Below are 16,947 nucleotides of genomic sequence, written 5' to 3'. Positions count from 1 at the left end.
TTAGAGTACCTCCGGAGCTAGCGAGACTATCTTAGATAAGCCCTTGTCGCGGATTTCGCGAGCAATTGGGCCAAAAATACGTGTACCACGTGGTGTACCGTCAGGGTTAATGATTACCACGGCGTTATCGTCAAAACGAATAGTTGAACCGTCTTTACGTCGATATGGTTTTGTTTGGCGCACAATCACGGCTCGCACAACCTCTTTTGCCTTAACATTTCCGCGGGGGATTGCTTCTTTGACTGAAGCTATAACGACGTCCCCAACCTCAGCAGCGTCTGATTTTCCCTGCTGAATAACCTTAATGATCCCGACGAAACGGGCTCCGGAGTTATCAGCAACTTTGACGCGGCTTCGTAATTGGAGCATTACTTGGCCTTTTGTCCCTTGTCGGCGTAACCAGTGATCTCCCAGTTTTTGTGGCGACTCAATGGTTTCGTTTCGGCGATTACAACCTTATCGCCAGTTTTGTAGGCGTTTTCTGGGTTATGAACCATAAAGCGAGCGTCTCTGTTGTAGCGCTTTTTGATTATTGGGTGAATTTTTTGAGTTGTCACGGCGACAACAGCGGTTAGCTGCATTTTGTCCGAAACAACGATTCCGGTCATTGTCTTACGCATCTTGAGGCTCCTTCTGCAACGCTTGAGAAACTTTTTCGTCACGAATAGTCATCATTTGGGCAATCTCCCGCTTTAAATAACGTCGGGACGAAACGTTCTTTAGTTTGCCGAGCAATTTTTCCTGGTCAATTTCCAGCAAGCGTTTTTTGCTCTCGCTTATTTTACCGCTAATCTGTTGCGGTGTCATCCTTCTGGTTTCGCTAATAAAATCACGACGATGAGCCATTAGATCTCCTGCTCCTTGCTGATGAACTTGGTTTTAACGGGTAATTTGTGGGCAGCGAGACGCATTGCTTCAGCCGCAATTGATTGCTCAACGCCACCGAGCTCAAAGATAATCGTGCCGGGTTTTACAACTGCCACGAAATGGTCCAGCGCGCCCTTACCACCACCCATGCCAACTTCAGCTGGTTTAGATGTGACTGGTTTATGTGGGAAGACGCGGGTCCAAATCTTACCACCACGGCGAATGTACCGTGTCATTGCCCGTCTCGCAGCCTCGATCTGACGGCTGGTTAACCAGGCGCGATCCATCGCTTTTAAAGCATAGTCACCAAAGTCAACGCTGAAACCACGTGTTGCCGGGCCAGCGTAGCTGCCCTTGCGAATTTTGCGGTGTTTAAGCTTCTTTGGTAATAGCATTACTTCTCCTCAACCACTTCCTCGCGCTCGCCGCGATTAACCCAAACTTTCACGCCGATAACTCCGTAGGTGGTCTTGGCGTGATAGACGAAGTGGTCAATATCAATATTGAACCTGGAAAGTGGGATCGAGCCGTCCTGGAACTTCTCATTGCGGGCGATTTCTGCACCGTTTAGGCGTCCTGAAACGAGGATTTTAATTCCCTTAGCGCCGCTGGACATCGTTCGTTCAATCGCTTGTTTGCAGGCACGGCGATACGGGATACGTCGTTCGATCTGATTCCCGATGTTCTGGGCAACGAGAGTTGCTGACAGATCAGGCTTACGCTCTTCGGTTATATCAAGCCTAACCGCTGGCATGCCCTGGGGATAGAATTTACTCTGCAATTCCGCTTTCAACAGGTTAATGCCTTGCCCGCCACGACCAATAACCAAGCCTGGTTTGCTGGTTGTTAATTTAATTTCCAGGCGGTCGCGTGAACGGATTATCTCCACTCTGCCAATGCCGGCATTGTTCAGTTTTTTATTGATGTAATCGCGGATTTTAATGTCGTCGACAAGGTATTTACGAAAGTCGCTCTTATTGACAGCAAACCATTTGCTACGCCAGTCGGCGTCCATGCTCATGCGGTTACTAATTGGGTTCGTTTTTTGGCCCATGGTTTACTCCGTTTCCTCTTTCTTGACTGCTTTTGAAGTTTTCTTTTTAGTTTTTGGCGTTTCGTTCTCGGTTTCGGCGACCGTAATAACTAAATGTGCCAAATGTTTCAGGTAACGATTGGAACGGCCGCGAGCGTTCGGGCGCTGTCGACGGATTTTTGGGCCGTCAGTAGCGGTAATTGCCGAGACAATCATTTTTGCCGGATCAAACTGTTTCTGTTTTGCGGCAGCTTCCGCCATCTTCAGAGCCTTATTGATGTCATACGCGGAATGTTGCGGCATTACAGACGTCGTGTTTAAGGCATCCGTTAGGCTTTTACCCCTAACTAACAAGACAATCGGGCGAAGCTTACGGGCAGAGTGACGCAAGAAACGTAGTTTGACAGTCACGGACATCACTTAGCTCCCTTTGAGGCGGCGTCTTGAGCTTGTTCTTTAGCCATCTTACCGCCGTGAGCACGGAAGTTACGGGTTGGGGAGAACTCACCAAGCTTGTGGCCAACCATCTCTTCCGTCACCAAAACTGGCAAAAACGACTTACCGTTATGGACACCGAAAGTAAAACCGATCATTTCTGGGAAAATGGTTGATCGACGACTCCAGGTTTTAATGACCGTTTTTGCGCCAGCACTCATTCCGTCAAGTTTCTTGAGTAGTTTAGGATCGCAATACGGGCCTTTTTTGAGTGATCGTGCCATTACTTTTTCTTCCTTCTACTAACAATAAATTTGTCCGTCCGCTTATTGCGTCGGGTTTTAACACCAAGAGCGTGTTTGCCCCATGGAGTTTTTGGATATTTCAAACCAATCGGGTTAACTGCCTCACCGCCGCCGTGTGGGTGGGAATTTGGGTTCATGGCTTTACCACGAACTGTTGGTCTCCAGCCCATATGGCGAACACGGCCAGCTTTCGAAAGACGTACTAAATTGTGAGTTGTGTTCGAGACCCTACCAACTGACGCCATACATTCTATCAAGATTCTCCTGATTTCTGAAGAAGGCATCCTGATATAGGCGTATTTGCCTTCCTTGGCGGTAATTGTTGCCGAAGATCCTGCAGAACGGACAGACTGGCCGCCACGGCCTGGCTGCATTTCAATATTATGAACTTCGTAACCAACAGGAATGTCTTTTAGTTTGTTTCTGGAACCATGGGAAAACCCTTTGGTAACCCCGGAGGTTAGAGTGTCGCCAGCCTTCATATTTTCGGTGGCGAGGACGTATTTTTTGCTACCGTCCGGCATCTCCAAAAGCGCGATAAAGGAGCTGCGATTTGGATCGTACTCGAGTGCTTTGACAGTTGCCTTACCTTCGAATGGCAAGAATTTGAAATCAATAATGCGGTATAGCCGTTTAGCACCACCACCGCGGTGACGAATTGAGATGTGTCCCCTCTTGTCGCGGCCAGCGTGCTTCTTCAAGCTTAGTGTCAGTGACGACTCAGGTCGCTTTTTGGTTAGTGCTCCAAACTCGGTGTAAGTCATGCCGCGGCGGGCGTTGCCGGTCGGTTTAACAGCGCGTGGCATTAGGCTTTCTCCTTGTCAGCTTTTCTATCTTCTTTTTTCACTTCGAAACCAGGCAGCTGTTGGCCCTTTTTGAGCTGTATATAAGCCTTGCGGATGGCTGATTGGGTGCCTTTACGAGCTTTAAAACGAACCTTTTTCGCCGGTAAATTAATGATTCGTACGCCAGTAACTTCAACGTTGAATAGCTTTTTAAGGTCTTGAGCCACTGAGGTCTTTGTGGCGCCTTCAGTAATTGTCATCACATACAAACCCTCGCTCATTTTGGCAGCGGATTTTTCGGTTAATAGCGGTTTAATAACAGAGTACATTTATTTAGTCTCCGCTTTTTTAGTTGCTTTAGGCTTAGCCGGGGCTTTTTTGGCTTCTGGGAACAATTTGTCGAAAACTTTTTGCTCCATCACGACACTTCGCTCAGAAACAAAGTCGCCAATCGATAAATTCTCAACTGTTGTAACAGATACATTCGGCAAGTTGTTGGTTGAAAGTAGTAGCTCTGGCTGAATTTTCTCTGTGATAAGCAAAGCGGCGCCATTTACTTGAAGCTTTCGCAGCATTTCGGCAGCGGCTTTGGTCTTAATTTCTTTCATGGCGAGGCTAGAAACGGTCTTAACGTCGTTTTTAATTGTATTGAGTATTTCTGTAAGTGCTCGGCGCTGCATTTTCTGTGGCAGCCTGGTCTTATAGTTACGCTCCTTCGTTGGGCCGAAAACTTTACCGCCACCAACCCAAATTGGCGAACGTGACGAGCCGGCTCGGGCCCGCCCGGTACCTTTTTGTCGCCAAGGCTTACGACCACCACCTGAGACTTGACCACGAGTTTTAACTGCAGACGTTGCAGCGCGTTTGTTGGCAAGTTTAGCCAGAACGGCTTGTTTAATTAGCGCTGAATTCGCGCCTTTTGGCTTAGTCATTAAAGCTCCTAATCACCAGATGACCCTTGGCTGGTCCTGGCACGGCGCCTGAAACAATCAAAAGATTTTCGGTCGTGTCTATTGAAATAACTTTATTGCCCCGTACGGTTAGGGTTTCATGGCCCATATGACCGCCCATTTTTTGACCTTTAACCACGCGCTGTGGCCGCTGAGCTCCAATTGAACCTGGGCGACGCTGATGAGAGTGACCATGGCTAGCCGGCCATCCAGCAAACCCGTGTCGCTTAACGACGCCGGCAAAACCCTTACCCTTAGTAGTTCCCGTGATGCTGACATTTTCGCCAACTTTGAACTGTGAAACAGAAAGCGTTTCACCTTCCGGTGAAACGTCTTTGAAGCTTTTGATCCTAATGCCGCGCTTTGAGTCGAGTTTGGTGGCGAAATGACGCTGGGCCTTAGCTGTTTTGCCAGCTGTTTTCACTCCGACGAGAACTGTATTTTCCTTATTCTCAAGTACTTTATTGGGTTCGGCGAGAATTACTGTAGCAGGAACCAGACGACCTTTGTCGTCCCATACCTGTGTCATGCCAACTTTTTGACCCAATATTGCTTTCATGAAAACTTTCGTGTTGTACGGCTTTAAACCGAGCACACATTAGCGATATTTTCGCATTATCCTTTAACAGAGTCAAGCAAGCAGTACTTAATATTATTCTGTCGGTGTTGAGTATCGCCCTTGCCCATGATAAAGTAGCAAACGACACGCTGACTGAGACTAGATCGGAGCCAGTGGACATCGACCTTCCTGGCTCCAGCGCCTCGCTCCGGTGGCAAGTTCTGGCTACTTCCCGCTTGCCCCGGGGCGCAACGATTCCGGCCGCATAGGCCAAGGCCCTCGCACCCAAGCGAGGGCCTCTCTTTAGCTCCTGTCTTCAGATTTAGGCGAACGCTACCCGCAACGGCACAAAAGCAAAACCAGGCAGCTCTCGTTGAACAATGCCCGTCAAGGTTTTTTTGATCTGATAAATCGAATTTTGAATCGGTATCACTAATGTTCCCCCTTGTTTTAACTGGCCCAGTAATTGGCTCGGCATATCTGGTGCACTGGCTGAAACTAAGATCCTGTCGTACGGCGCTTCGACTGGATAGCCCAATTCCGTGCCACTTGCGCGAATTTCAGCCCAGGGTAAATGCAGCTTGGCAAGATTCTTCTGGCCTAGGACAACAAGATCACCCTGACGCTCTACGCCAATTACTCTGCTAGAGGGTCCAGCGGCGGCAGCAACGAGTGCGGTAGTCCAGCCAGAACCCGAGCCAACGTCAAGAACGACATGTCCTGGTTGAGGCTGTAGCAGCTCAAGCATTATCGCCACCGTGGTGGGTTGCGAGATTGTCTGGTTGTGCCCGATCGGTAGTGGCGAGTCGTAATATGCCTGTTGGAGATAGCCTTTCGGCACGAACAATCCCCTATCTACTTCTTCGAACGCCCTAATTAAATGGGTTGACTTTAAAACCCGCCTGGCAACTAACGACTCAACCATAGTTTCGTTAGATCTCATGTGGGCATCCTGTCACGACGCAAGGGCGCAAACAATGTAAAAAGTTGCAGACGATCTATTTTTCTATTGCGTTTTACGTGACAAGGCCGCCCGTTGCGGGGCGGCCTTTGCGTGGTTTGGAGCGATATCACAGGATTCAGTTGAAAGCACGGGATAGGTGAAATCAGACTTCCACCTCTTGGTAATCGCGACAGGCGAAGATCTTGCCCGTGTACCTCGGACTGAGTGCGCTCTCACGCGCTTCAGCGAGCATGGCGTTGATCATTTCGTCTGTCGAGAGTGGATCGTGGTGAGTCAGCCCTAATTTCTTAGCGCCGACGGTGCGGGCAACTTTGACGCAATAGTCGGGGGTGCCGTGGCCGAAGCCCGACGTGCGTCTGTCGTAGGTCTCGCGGGAGTACTGGCTATCCATCACCAGCAGATCGACACCCATCAGGTGAGGTCTGAGGTGAACGGGCACGCCATCGGTGTTCTCGTGATCGGTCAGAAAAACGAATACCTTGTTGGTTGGTCGTTCTTCAAAGCGATACGAGATTGTCCGTTCAGGGTGCTCGGTGCGCGCCATGCGCACAACCAAACATTCCCTGATGTCGTAGAAGCCGCCACCTAGCCTGATTTGGCTCGGCCGGTGTCCTTCAACGCCGTCGAGCACCTCGACCCCGACCTTACGTACACCGCCTTCCGGATGGAAAACGATCACGTTCGTTTGCGGGGTATCGAGCGAGTGACAGCTAAACCGGTTGGACACTAGCTTGAAACTGACAGGGTGGAATGGCGGGCGCATGATGTGTTGCATCATTTGCTTTGGGCCAATACCACTTTCGACTGGTCCGTAGAGCTCGAACCTAATCTTTGGCGAGTAGACCGCAGGGGACAACAAGATCCCCTGGGTGTGATCGTGATGATGGTGCGACAGCAGCATGTGAATCGTGTAGATGCCCTTCTGCAGCAGCTCGCTGCTCAAGGGCATAAATCCACTGCCGCCGTCGACAACCAGGGCGAACCCGTCAGGCAAACAGGACGACTCGACTTGGAGGCAGGTAGTGTTACCGCCGTAGCCGTTCATCTCTTTGCCGCAGACCGGGATGGAACCTCGGGTTCCGAAGAACTTTACTTTCATCTTTACCTCCATCGCGTCTTACGACAACTGAAGAGCCTTGTGAAAGTGCTACCAAACCGCCCCAAGGATACTCCTGGGTCATAAACTCGGCAATATGAGATTGGCCAAGATACAACAATGCCCACCTTGTGAGGGTGAGCATTGGAATGTCGGTTGCCGTTACTTGGCAACCAGGGTGACGTTGTCGGGCACGATCACGACGCGGCTCTTCCCCTCCATGGCCGGGGCAGAAACGTGGCCAAGTTCGAACGGCTGCAGACCCTTGTTGCTCATATTCGCCATCACGAAGCGGTAGTCAGCCTCGTCACAAATGACGACACCGGCCAAACCGCGGTTGTAGTCGCCGTAGGCATCCTCGAGCGGCATGCTGAGCGTCTGCTCCATCAGGGTGAAGATCGGCGGCACTGGCGGCAGCTCCTCGATCACATAGTCGAACGGCACCGCAGCACGCATGATCTTGGCCCAACCGTGACCAGTGATGTTGTTGATCATCCTGACCTTAAGTTTCGCCTTGCGAAAGGCGCGAACCGCCGGAGCGACGAAGTCTGTCTTTTCCATCAGCGCCTCGCCAACAGTCTGACCGCCTTCAAGCTCCGTCATATAGCCGTTTGGCAACGCCGGAATGAACTTGGTGTGCACCAACGTGAAGCCGTTGCACATAAGCCCGTGGCTCCGCCAGCCGATGATGCGGTCACCCACCTGCACCGTAGTGCCGTCGTAGACGTGCTCATCGTTATAGATGACGCCCACTGCTGAGCCGGAAAACACCGCTTCGTCCTCAACGATCGTGCAGTGCAGGCCGGCCGTTTCGCCGCCGCTGAACCAGGATTTCGCCAGATCACAGCCCTCATGCCAGCCCTTGTAGAACTCTTCGGTGCGCTCCGTGTCGTCAAACCACTGCTTGCCTTGATTGGCAAAGAACAGCTTGATATCGAACGGCCGAGCACCGACAGCCGACAGGTCGTTCAAGACCATCGCCAGTGCGTCGTGACCAACAACCCTATAAAGGTTGGGCCCGCCGCTCTTGCGCAGCTGCTCGGCATCATGGTACTTGGTGCCAAGCACTTCATTTACGTGAGCAATCTTTAGAAGTCCGCACACGTCATTAACCGAGGCACTTAGGCCAAGAGTTGGTTCGTGGGGCGTGATACCGCTGCCCTCAAGATTGCTAACGGTCTCGAGCGTGATCGCTTGTCCACGCCCGATGAATTGGTCGTAGGCCGATTGGCCAAAAGCTGCCGAATAGCTGGCATCGCCAGGTGTAGTACTCATCATCATCCTCCGTACCCGAAACTGGTAAGAACAAAGCAGGAATCCTCCTGCTCGTTGTGCGACCATTCTATCTGCTAACTAGTTTAAAATCTAGCGTCGTACTGAGTTTCAGTGGCAAATGATTATATTTCGCTTCGGCCCCCCCTTGATGATTCAGCTAAAAAGTGCTATCATTTTCGCCACGTCACCAAGATTGATTCTTCGGTGAATGGGAGGAACACACCTTACATGGAAACGCCAACTGCGCATCAAGCGCCTTCGACACCAGCTTGGGAGGTTTTGCGCAATTCGGCGCAAGCACTCCTGGGCGAAAATCCGAGCAAAGACGATCGGCTCATCTTCCTGGCCAATATGTGGGCACGGAGGAACGAAAAGATCCCCGACAAGGAGCGCGAAGCTCTCATGCCGTTGGTGCTAACCGCGGCCGCCGTGCTGAACGACGTTCAACTGGACGACTTTGCCGTCGACTTTCTGCACTCGCAGATGGGTCGTGAGGCGCTCGGGAAGATGCTCGAGACCACAGGTCAGTGGGAGATCAAAGACTGCTCCTGTGGCAAGTCGCCCGGCTATCACATCATAACGGCAAACGCGCAGAAGCTGCTCGACGAGAGCGTCCACGAGTTCATGAACATGATCTTCGGCAGCCACGGTCGCGTGGAAGTCATCATGGTCGGCGGCTCCGGTCGCTCCAGACCCCATGGTCGCTATCATCGCTTCGAGGACTTTCCGTTCGGCTAAGACCGGGCTCAGACGCTCGGCACCCAAAGAGGCGTCTCCCCCACGGGAGGCGCCTCTTCTCTATTTAAAAAGCTCTTGGTTACCTAGAATCTCTAAAGTTTTTTGCTTGGCAGTTTGGCCGCGTTTTATGACGACAGTGCTTTTTGGAATATTTAAATACTTGGAAATAAGCTCGATAACCGCCGTATTTGCCTGATTTTTTACTGGCATGGCCGTTACTGAAACTGCGTAATGCGTTGCATCGAGTCTTTCAACCGCATTCTCCCCCGCCCCCGCCTTAACTTTGACGAATATTTTCATAGACTTTTACGCTCCGGGAGTTTCCGTTGATTTGTCATAACTCGAAACGATAATAACAGAAATCCTAGCTAAACCTCTCGACTTTCAACCTGTTTCTTGCTAAAATTCCGCCTGCATAGTGCAGCAGATACTCTGCTGTCAACGCCCCTTCACTTGAAGGACATGGAGGAAACACCCAATTGAAGCAGATTCCACTGATTCTTGCCCTGCTTTTTGCCCTTTGCGGCATAAGCCTCGCCCAACTCCCGACGCCTGCTCTGCGGGACGGACAATATGTCTACACTATCCCGAGCAATTTCGACCCGCCCTTGATTGGGCAGTCGGGAATCGATGATCTCAACGGCGCGGCGCGTCGTTGCCGTTACCCATTCTACGTCGTGCTCGTTAGGGACCTGCCGGGATCCGGCGATGGTGACAAACGAGCAGCAAACGCGGTCAACGCGTTGGCGGAAGAGTGGGGTCAGCGATACCCGTCGTTCGACATGGCCAAATCTCAGATCTTTCTACTTGCTTACAATCCGAAGAAATATCGGTTTCTGGCAGGCAGTAAATTCGAGAGCGAGCTTGGTTTTCGCAGCGATGCGCACAAGCCATACACGAGCATCTTCGATCGCTCGGTCCAGTCGCAAAGAAAGGATCCTAAGAACGGCATCATCAATATGATGGAAGCTGTCGACGAGTTCCTTTTCGACCAAACCGACCCAGCACGGATCGCTGCTCGCACCGAAGCCGCGAGGCAACAGGAGGAGCAGAAACGACTGGTAACCGCTCAATCAACGCTCAATGGCCAGATCGAGAAGCTGAGCGAGCTCTTGTCGGACCAGCGCTTCGTTCCCAGCAACACTGCCGGGTACAAGAAGAGCTTGGAAACCGCCAAGGCCGCTCGGCAACGCAACGACCCGATCGAAATGAGTAGTGTAAGTCAGGCCCTCAAGCCCGACATCGCCACTCTCGAAACGTTCGTCAACGACAAAATGTCACAGGCAAGAAACGAGCTCGTCAAAACGATTTTCTTTTGGATTATCGGCATTGGGGCGCTCCTCTTCCTGCTCTCTTACTTGTTCGCACGAGCGAATAAGCTGAGAGTTCTCCGGGAAGAGTTCGACGACATCTTCAAGAAAAGAACTACGGCCACAACCAATGCGGCGCAGCAGTTCTTCGCCTTGTACGGCGACCGTGGTGATATCCTCTCTTTAACCGGCATCACCGGGAAGAGCTTGGATCTTTACCATCGCGTCACTCGAAGTGTCGACGAGATCTTTCTTGGCGTTGAAGCGTTGCGTCAGCACGCCGAGACGTACAAACGACAAGCCGACACGGCTACCTACTTCAACTTGGATCCGCTGACAAGCGCGATCGAGTCGATGAGTAGCGAGTTCGAGTTCGACACTGGCGTCGTCAACAAAAGCGACCTCTTCGAGCCCGAAACGAAGGTGATTCGTGTCAATCCGACCGAACTTACCAAATCGTTACAGGCTCAGTTCGAGAAAGCCGTTGACGGCTGGGAAGAGCTTAAGGCAGCCATTGCCGCTCGCGGCACAACTGCTGAATCTGCTTTCCCGTCAAGCAACCTCGACGAGCTCCACAAGCAAGCCGACGAACTCAGGATCCCGAAGCGCTGGCTGTCCGGCCATCCGCTCGCGGGGGACGAAACCGACGATCAATCGCTGTACGCTCGAGTCAATGCCCTTTCTTGGGACGACCCGATCGCGTTCAACGAAGAGATTGCGGCCCTTAAGGCCAAAGAAGCGGCAGTTATCGAGCAAATCAAGCGACTTGTCGCTGCGGTGAAGCTCGTCTCTACCGATCGACTCGAGGCCGAGCCGAATATCGCTAACACCGTCGTCGATCCAAATGACAACCCTGTGGCGACCTTTGCGCTCGCGAGAAGAGCCGAAGACAAGCTTGCTGGCGTACTAGCCAGCGCGAAAACAGTTGAGGAAGTCGAGGAACACGCCAAAACCGTCAACTCGCTCTATCGTAAAACTGCCGAACAGGCAGCCACGATCAAGAGCGCAGTTGGTGGTGCGGAGTCATCGATTACCAAAGCTGACGCCAAATTGGCCCAAGCGAAGTCGCAGTTCGCAGCAGCTAGTGGGCGACTTCAGGAAGCCCGTCAAAATCACGTCAAGGTCGAGAAAGGCTTTCTGACCAACGCGGAAGCGTTGATTCAAGAAGCCGGGCGAGACCTGGACAAGGCCAAGCGTCAGCTGGCCGAGCGGCGACACCTCAATGCTCGCAACAATGCCGATCGGGCAACCGAAAAGCTCGGTCAAGCAATTGACCAGGCGAAGCGGTCCGTTCGTCACTGCGACGAGCTCGACGAGAAAAAAGCCGAATACCAGAAGCGGCTTGCGTCAATCGACTCGGTTCGTCGATCGCTTCAAGGTCGTATCAGTCAGTACGGCGGCAGCGCCAACCTGGCAAGGTACCGAGCGGACACGATCAACGGCCCAGCCGACTACGTGACGCTCTTGCTCCTTCTCGATCGAACGGAGCAAAAGTGGGAAAACGAGGCGCTTAAAGCGCAGCGAGCCTACGAAGAAGCTGAGCGACAGCGTCTGGAAGAAGAAGCTGCCCGGCGTCGAGCTGAGGAAGACGAAGACCGTCGTCGCCGCCAATCCTCATATGAGAGCAGTAGCAGCTCCTGGGGAAGCAGCGACTCCGGCAGCAGCTGGGGCGGCGGATCCGACTCCTCCTCCGGCGGAAGTTGGGGCGGGGGCGGTGACTCATCATCCGGTGGCAGCTGGTAGCCACCAAACTTGCGGCAGTAATGCCAGGGCCGGGTCCATAAAGGACCCGGCCCTTTCTTTATTGAAAAAGCCTTTATCAGTTGCAGTAAGGTTAAATAAGTCCCCTACGGCTTTATTCGGGTTGGGGATGGACGTATAATTCGCACATGGCACGGCACCTTAGAATCAATCAAATTCGCCAAGACGGCGAAGGAGTCAATACGGATGTTGACGGCTTCGACAAAGAAAAGCTCGACAAGTTGAGGCACCACACGCGCTCTGGCGCACCCTCCCCTTTTCACCAATTGGGGGCGGAGGCGAGAGCTGCCTTGAAGAAGCATACGAAGCCTAAAACGCTCTGGATTAACTTCTGCTGCACCTGCGGTGAGAGAGCGTCCGATGAAGTCAAGCTCGTCAGGCAGTACAAGACACTCGACGTTGTGCGGTGCGAAAACTGCATGCCTCGTCACATCGACACATTCCCAGCCCGGTACTGTATCTATTGCGGTCACAACATCGAACCGCACGAGCCTCGTCAAGCAATCTGCCCGACGTGTCTCGTAGTTCCGGCAGCGCGGCGCTCAACACGCCTGCCCAAGTAGCGTAGTCACCATCTCTCGCGAGTAACCGCTCGCTCCCAAGTATTGGCCGGTCATCACGACCGGCCATTGCCATAGCATATGCTAGGAAATTAGGGGTGTTTGGTAGAATAAGGGAACTAATTATGGATACCGAGAAGTCGAAACAACGAATATATAAAATGAAGGTGGCGGGGGTGTACCCGTTTTATGTTGCCAAGGCCGAGAAAAAGGGCCGCACCAAAGCTGAAGTTGATGAAATTATCCGCTGGCTGACGGGTTATTCTCAAAAAGAATTAGAAGCCGTACTCAATAGCGAAACTGATTTCGAAGCGTTTTTCTCCCAAGCTCCCAAACCCAATCCCAACCGCACTAAAGTTACTGGCACAATCTGTGGCGTACGGATCGAAGAAATCACCGACCCAATAGTCCGCGAAGTTCGAATTCTAGACAAACTCATCGACGACCTGGCCAAGGGTAGGCCAATGGAAAAGATTATACGGGCCTAGTCGCAAGAGGGTTACCTGATCCTATGCAAAAAGTAGTCGATGATGTCGGTGATTACTCGAGAGAGTAATGAAGCAAACCCAGTGAAGGAAACGATGAATATCACGACAATTGTTGAAAAAAACTCGTAGGGATTTAGGGACAACGGAACAAGTGCTGAAGCTAAAAGGAAAAGTGCGCTTACGAATAAAAAGACAACGAACTCAGAGAAATATTCTAAACGTTCTTTTTCTGCGGGTTTACCTACCTCTCGTCCAAGCTCTCTAATAGTTGGCTCATTCTCCAACTCATCCAGATACTCAGAAACATTGTTATTAGAGAATTTCCGCTCACCGATGTACCGATCAAGTAGGGCAAGCTTTGTCTTGAGTATAGTCAGATACTTCTCCGAATTGTCTTGCAGAGATTGTCCTTCAAGGTCCATCTTCTCTCGCAAATAACTAACCGTTAGCACCACCGTGACTAGCAGTAAGAATATTCCCCAGAAAAACAAGTTACTATTATCGCTTCCGTTTTGTATCACAGGCAAAACCGCAACAATACCTGCGGAGATAATTGTTATATGCTTCAGTAGCTCACGTCGCTGCTTAAGATTATCTGTGATATGTCCAACAAACTTATCAACAACCTCATCTCGCAGTTTTGCTGTCCCGAGCCTATCTTCCTTGAAGGCTAGAAAATTCTTATACTCATCACTATTGGGATCCATGTTGTTTACTTAGCACAAAAAGCCCAGGCTTTCACCTGGGGCTTTCTGCGCTTAGGTTTTTTAGTTCAACTTAAGTCTTAATCTCTATGTCTACACCCGCTGGCAAGTCCAGATTCATCAAGGCATCTAAAGTCTTTGGATTTGGGTCCAAGACGTCGATGATGCGTTTGTGGGTGCGGATCTCGAACTGCTCACGCGCGTCTTTGTGGACGAACGTTGAACGGTTGACCGTGACGAGGTTCTTTTCCGTTGGCAGCGGGATAGGTCCAGCAACCACCGCCCCGGTCCGTTCAGCAGTTTCAATTATCTTCTTAGCGCTACGGTCGATGACCCGGTAATCGTAAGCTTTGAGCTTAATGCGGATCGAGGACTTAGCTTGTGTGCGCTTTTCGTTTTTGTGTTTTGATTCACTCATTTTCTAAGGTACAAATTGATGATTACTTGATAATCTTAGTGACAATCCCGGCACCGACCGTTTTGCCGCCTTCGCGGATGGCGAAGCGAAGCTTCTCTTCCATCGCGATCGGATTGATCAGTTTGACTTTGAAAGTCGTGGTGTCGCCCGGGACAACCATCTCGGCACCCTCTGGAAGCTCAACTTCACCGGTGACGTCAGTGGTTCGGAAGTAGAACTGCGGCTTGTAACCCTTAGTGAACGGCGTGTGTCGGCCACCTTCCTCTTTCTTGAGGATGTAGCATTCGGCTTCGAACTCGGTATGCGGAGTAATTGAACCCGGCTTACACATAACCTGTCCGCGCTCAACGTCAGTGCGCTCTAAGCCACGAACAAGCAAGCCAACGTTGTCGCCGGCTTGGCCTTCGTTAAGCTGTTTGCGGAACATTTCAACACCAGTAATAACAGTTTTGGCGGTTGGTTTGATACCGACAACTTCAACTTCGTCACCGATTTTGATCTGACCACGCTCAACACGACCGGTTACGACAGTACCGCGACCCTTGATCGAGAAAACATCTTCGACAGGCATCAGGAACGGTTTGTCAATTTCGCGAGTTGGCTCTGGAACGTAGGTGTCGAGAGCTTCAACTAGCTCTTTGATGGCTTTTTTAGCATCCGCGTCGCCTTCGAGGGCTTTAAGAGCGGAACCCTTGATGATCGGGGTGTCTTTGCCAGGGTACTCGTACTTGTTTAATAGATCACGAATTTCTTCTTCAACCAGTTCCAGAAGATCCGGGTCAGTGACTTGGTCGGTTTTATTCAAGAAGACAACGATGTAAGGCACGCCAACTTGCTTAGCAAGCAAGATGTGTTCGCGCGTCTGCGGCATAGGGCCATCCGGTGCTGATACGACAAGAATTGCCGCGTCCATCTGGGCGGCGCCGGTGATCATGTTCTTGACGTAGTCGGCGTGTCCCGGACAGTCAACGTGAGCGTAGTGACGCTTATCCGATTCGTACTCGACGTGATAGGTGGCAATGGTGATACCACGCTGCTTTTCTTCTGGCGCGTTGTCGATCTGATCAACGGCCTTCTTTTCGGCCTTGCCCTCTTCCGCTAAAACGTTGGTGATAGCGGCAGTCAAGGTCGTTTTACCGTGGTCGACGTGGCCGATTGTGCCGACGTTGACGTGCGGTTTGGTTCGTTCAAATGTAGCTGCCATTTATTTAAACTTCTCCTTTAACCTAATAATTATTTAACTAGTTTGCATATTGTGTCTAGCTTCGCTATTGTACCTGGTTATCAGAAGGAGCGTCAAGGCTCCTTTCGTTAAGACAGGGTGCTGACGTCTTTCCTAATTGTAGCAGCGAAAACTCAAGCAGAGGGGTAGGGGTGCTACTTGCGAAGCGCTGCCCTACCCCTCTGCACTCCCCACCCAAGCACGCCACCCGCAGGGGCGAGGTGAAAACCGCTCGCTGATCCTGTTTCACGGAGCATGGCTCGTGGTTTTTGGGTGATAAGTAAAGAAAAAGGCCTCAGCGCTTGCGCGCCTCGGCCTTCGTATCGTCTTCATTTCGCCTCGTCTTGGATTTTGCGTAACTCCTCGAGAAGCGAGATGCACCTGTCAATTGAGAGTTCAGCTCCTGCGCCCTGCTCGGCATTGCTCAGGAAACTAATCGCTCGTCCACTCGACCTTGATGTGCCGATCTTGACCCTGTTCGGATCAAGTGTGTCTAAACACCTTTCGCGTAGGTTATCGAGTTTGGCGTCTCGAGACCTGACGAATTCGACGATCGTCGCATCACCGTACTTTGGCGAACACTGCGTGTGATACTCTTCAGCCGTAGTGCCTAGGTGGCTGAATAATTCGCTTTCCGTCATCACGCCTTTCGCATCATCAAGAAGGTACATAAGCCGACGAGCTAATTTGCATCGTCTGGCCTTACTCATTTCCTGCTGTCCGGGTGGAAGCAAGGAGCGCTTCTTAACCTCATCGATTTCTCGAATCAGCGCCCAGATTCTCCGATCATCTTTAACGTTCTCTTCCAAGGGGTTCCTCCTGTAATCCGAAGATTAGTCGGAATTATATATATCTTTTGTTAAAAAATCCAGACTAGCGTGAGCAATTCGCCCTCGCTAGCCGGAGCTTAAAACATTTTGAATCAAAAGCAGCGAGCGGCCAAAGGCCGCTTTTTGTTTTGCAGGAGGTAGAGGAATTCATTGCGAAGTCAGCCCCTACCAACAAATGAAGCGGGGTTTCGGCATTCTACGAATAGGCCTCAACCCGTTCGACCGGTTCAAAGCCAAGCAGTTGGCTTCTCACTGGCGGTCTCACCCCGACACGCTCGCTACGCGGTTGAGGAGAAAATTACCGCGCTGTTCCATGGCTTGGTAATTTTCGATTTACTTTTCGACGGGTTTTATATGGATTAGGTGGGGGTTAACTGGTATACTCTGCGAAACATCGGTAGGAGGTAACCGGATGAGGTTCGTTTCTTTTGTGCGAAGGCACCCATACGCATCTGGAACAGTCTTCGGACTGATCATTACCGGCATCGCTGCCTTGTTTCACCAGGAACAGGTGATGTATGCCGGCATCGGCATCGCACTTTCTCCCATGTTTATCGCCTTTGCGTTAGGCATGGGCGAGACACTCGGCGGAGGCCCTTTGCCTCCACAGCGGTAGCCAGAAAGGGCCCGGGATGAACTTCCCGGGC

Annotated in this window: 23 protein-coding genes; 4 read left to right on the top strand and 19 right to left on the bottom strand. The window is 51.4% G+C overall.

What is annotated here, in order from left to right:
- The 14 genes from rplN to HY845_02025 all read right to left on the bottom strand — a co-directional run bounded on the left by rplN (position 1) and on the right by HY845_02025 (position 8,275).
- Positions 1–369, bottom strand: a complete 369-nt coding sequence (gene rplN / locus HY845_02090) for a 50S ribosomal protein L14 (protein ID QQG52102.1) — start codon at positions 367–369, stop codon at positions 1–3.
- A complete protein-coding gene (gene rpsQ / locus HY845_02085) occupies positions 369–620 on the bottom strand; it encodes a 30S ribosomal protein S17 (protein QQG52101.1) in 252 nt (83 codons plus the stop codon). Before rpsQ ends, rplN begins: the two co-directional genes overlap by 1 nt.
- Complete coding sequence (gene rpmC / locus HY845_02080; GenBank protein ID QQG52100.1) at positions 613–846, bottom strand: 50S ribosomal protein L29; 234 nt, start codon at positions 844–846, stop codon at positions 613–615. Before rpmC ends, rpsQ begins: the two co-directional genes overlap by 8 nt.
- Positions 846–1,262 (bottom strand): 50S ribosomal protein L16, encoded by a 417-nt coding sequence (gene rplP / locus HY845_02075; protein ID QQG52099.1) that lies wholly within the window; start codon positions 1,260–1,262, stop codon positions 846–848. The genes rpmC and rplP overlap by 1 nt, the downstream gene beginning before the upstream one ends.
- Positions 1,262–1,921 (bottom strand): 30S ribosomal protein S3, encoded by a 660-nt coding sequence (gene rpsC, locus HY845_02070; GenBank protein ID QQG52098.1) that lies wholly within the window; start codon positions 1,919–1,921, stop codon positions 1,262–1,264. The genes rplP and rpsC overlap by 1 nt, the downstream gene beginning before the upstream one ends.
- Positions 1,922–1,924: 3 nt before the next feature.
- Complete coding sequence (gene rplV, locus HY845_02065; GenBank protein ID QQG52097.1) at positions 1,925–2,311, bottom strand: 50S ribosomal protein L22; 387 nt, start codon at positions 2,309–2,311, stop codon at positions 1,925–1,927.
- Positions 2,312–2,316: 5 nt separating this feature from the next.
- Entirely contained in the window at positions 2,317–2,619 is a 303-nt protein-coding gene (rpsS, locus tag HY845_02060) for a 30S ribosomal protein S19 (protein QQG52096.1), read from the bottom strand.
- Positions 2,619–3,446: a 50S ribosomal protein L2 gene (gene rplB, locus HY845_02055; GenBank protein ID QQG52095.1), complete on the bottom strand. Its 828-nt coding sequence runs from the start codon at positions 3,444–3,446 to the stop codon at positions 2,619–2,621. Before rplB ends, rpsS begins: the two co-directional genes overlap by 1 nt.
- Positions 3,446–3,754: a 50S ribosomal protein L23 gene (locus tag HY845_02050; GenBank protein QQG52094.1), complete on the bottom strand. Its 309-nt coding sequence runs from the start codon at positions 3,752–3,754 to the stop codon at positions 3,446–3,448. Before HY845_02050 ends, rplB begins: the two co-directional genes overlap by 1 nt.
- Positions 3,755–4,357: a 50S ribosomal protein L4 gene (gene rplD / locus HY845_02045; GenBank protein ID QQG52093.1), complete on the bottom strand. Its 603-nt coding sequence runs from the start codon at positions 4,355–4,357 to the stop codon at positions 3,755–3,757.
- Entirely contained in the window at positions 4,350–4,934 is a 585-nt protein-coding gene (gene rplC, locus HY845_02040) for a 50S ribosomal protein L3 (protein ID QQG52092.1), read from the bottom strand. The genes rplD and rplC overlap by 8 nt, the downstream gene beginning before the upstream one ends.
- A gap of 322 nt (positions 4,935–5,256) precedes the next feature.
- The gene (gene pcm / locus HY845_02035; protein QQG52091.1) at positions 5,257–5,877 is read right to left on the bottom strand and encodes a protein-L-isoaspartate O-methyltransferase; all 621 of its coding nucleotides are present in this window, start codon (positions 5,875–5,877) and stop codon (positions 5,257–5,259) included.
- A gap of 163 nt (positions 5,878–6,040) precedes the next feature.
- On the bottom strand, positions 6,041–6,997 hold the full coding sequence (locus HY845_02030; GenBank protein ID QQG52090.1) for a hypothetical protein: 957 nt from the start codon (positions 6,995–6,997) through the stop codon (positions 6,041–6,043).
- 159 nt (positions 6,998–7,156) lie between these two features.
- On the bottom strand, positions 7,157–8,275 hold the full coding sequence (locus tag HY845_02025) for a hypothetical protein (protein ID QQG52089.1): 1,119 nt from the start codon (positions 8,273–8,275) through the stop codon (positions 7,157–7,159).
- Between the two features lie 222 nt (positions 8,276–8,497).
- Here HY845_02025 and HY845_02020 point away from each other — a divergent pair, with 222 nt between their 5' ends.
- Complete coding sequence (locus tag HY845_02020) at positions 8,498–9,007, top strand: hypothetical protein (GenBank protein QQG52088.1); 510 nt, start codon at positions 8,498–8,500, stop codon at positions 9,005–9,007.
- A 60-nt stretch (positions 9,008–9,067) separates the two neighbouring features.
- Here HY845_02020 and HY845_02015 read toward each other — a convergent pair whose 3' ends face one another.
- Positions 9,068–9,307 (bottom strand): DUF167 domain-containing protein, encoded by a 240-nt coding sequence (locus HY845_02015; GenBank protein ID QQG52087.1) that lies wholly within the window; start codon positions 9,305–9,307, stop codon positions 9,068–9,070.
- Between the two features lie 179 nt (positions 9,308–9,486).
- Here HY845_02015 and HY845_02010 point away from each other — a divergent pair, with 179 nt between their 5' ends.
- From HY845_02010 to HY845_02000, 3 genes are all read left to right on the top strand, one after another.
- Positions 9,487–12,060, top strand: coding sequence for a hypothetical protein (locus HY845_02010; protein QQG52086.1), 2,574 nt, complete (start codon positions 9,487–9,489; stop codon positions 12,058–12,060).
- A gap of 146 nt (positions 12,061–12,206) precedes the next feature.
- On the top strand, positions 12,207–12,641 hold the full coding sequence (locus HY845_02005) for a hypothetical protein (GenBank protein ID QQG52085.1): 435 nt from the start codon (positions 12,207–12,209) through the stop codon (positions 12,639–12,641).
- 122 nt (positions 12,642–12,763) lie between these two features.
- Positions 12,764–13,126 (top strand): DUF2200 domain-containing protein, encoded by a 363-nt coding sequence (locus HY845_02000; protein QQG52084.1) that lies wholly within the window; start codon positions 12,764–12,766, stop codon positions 13,124–13,126.
- 11 nt (positions 13,127–13,137) lie between these two features.
- On the opposite strand, the gene HY845_01995 is transcribed toward HY845_02000, so the two are convergent.
- The 4 genes from HY845_01995 to HY845_01980 form a co-directional block, all read right to left on the bottom strand.
- A complete protein-coding gene (locus HY845_01995; GenBank protein QQG52083.1) occupies positions 13,138–13,833 on the bottom strand; it encodes a hypothetical protein in 696 nt (231 codons plus the stop codon).
- A 70-nt stretch (positions 13,834–13,903) separates the two neighbouring features.
- Positions 13,904–14,248, bottom strand: a complete 345-nt coding sequence (gene rpsJ / locus HY845_01990; protein QQG52082.1) for a 30S ribosomal protein S10 — start codon at positions 14,246–14,248, stop codon at positions 13,904–13,906.
- Between the two features lie 22 nt (positions 14,249–14,270).
- Positions 14,271–15,452 (bottom strand): elongation factor Tu, encoded by a 1,182-nt coding sequence (gene tuf / locus HY845_01985; protein QQG52081.1) that lies wholly within the window; start codon positions 15,450–15,452, stop codon positions 14,271–14,273.
- A 347-nt stretch (positions 15,453–15,799) separates the two neighbouring features.
- Entirely contained in the window at positions 15,800–16,279 is a 480-nt protein-coding gene (locus tag HY845_01980) for a hypothetical protein (protein QQG52080.1), read from the bottom strand.
- Between the last annotated feature and the right edge of the window lie 668 nt (positions 16,280–16,947).

Source organism: Candidatus Berkelbacteria bacterium (assembly GCA_016432625.1).
Taxonomy (GTDB): domain Bacteria; phylum Patescibacteriota; class UBA1384; order 2-12-FULL-50-11; family 2-12-FULL-50-11.
This window is presented reverse-complemented; position numbering and strand designations above follow the sequence as displayed.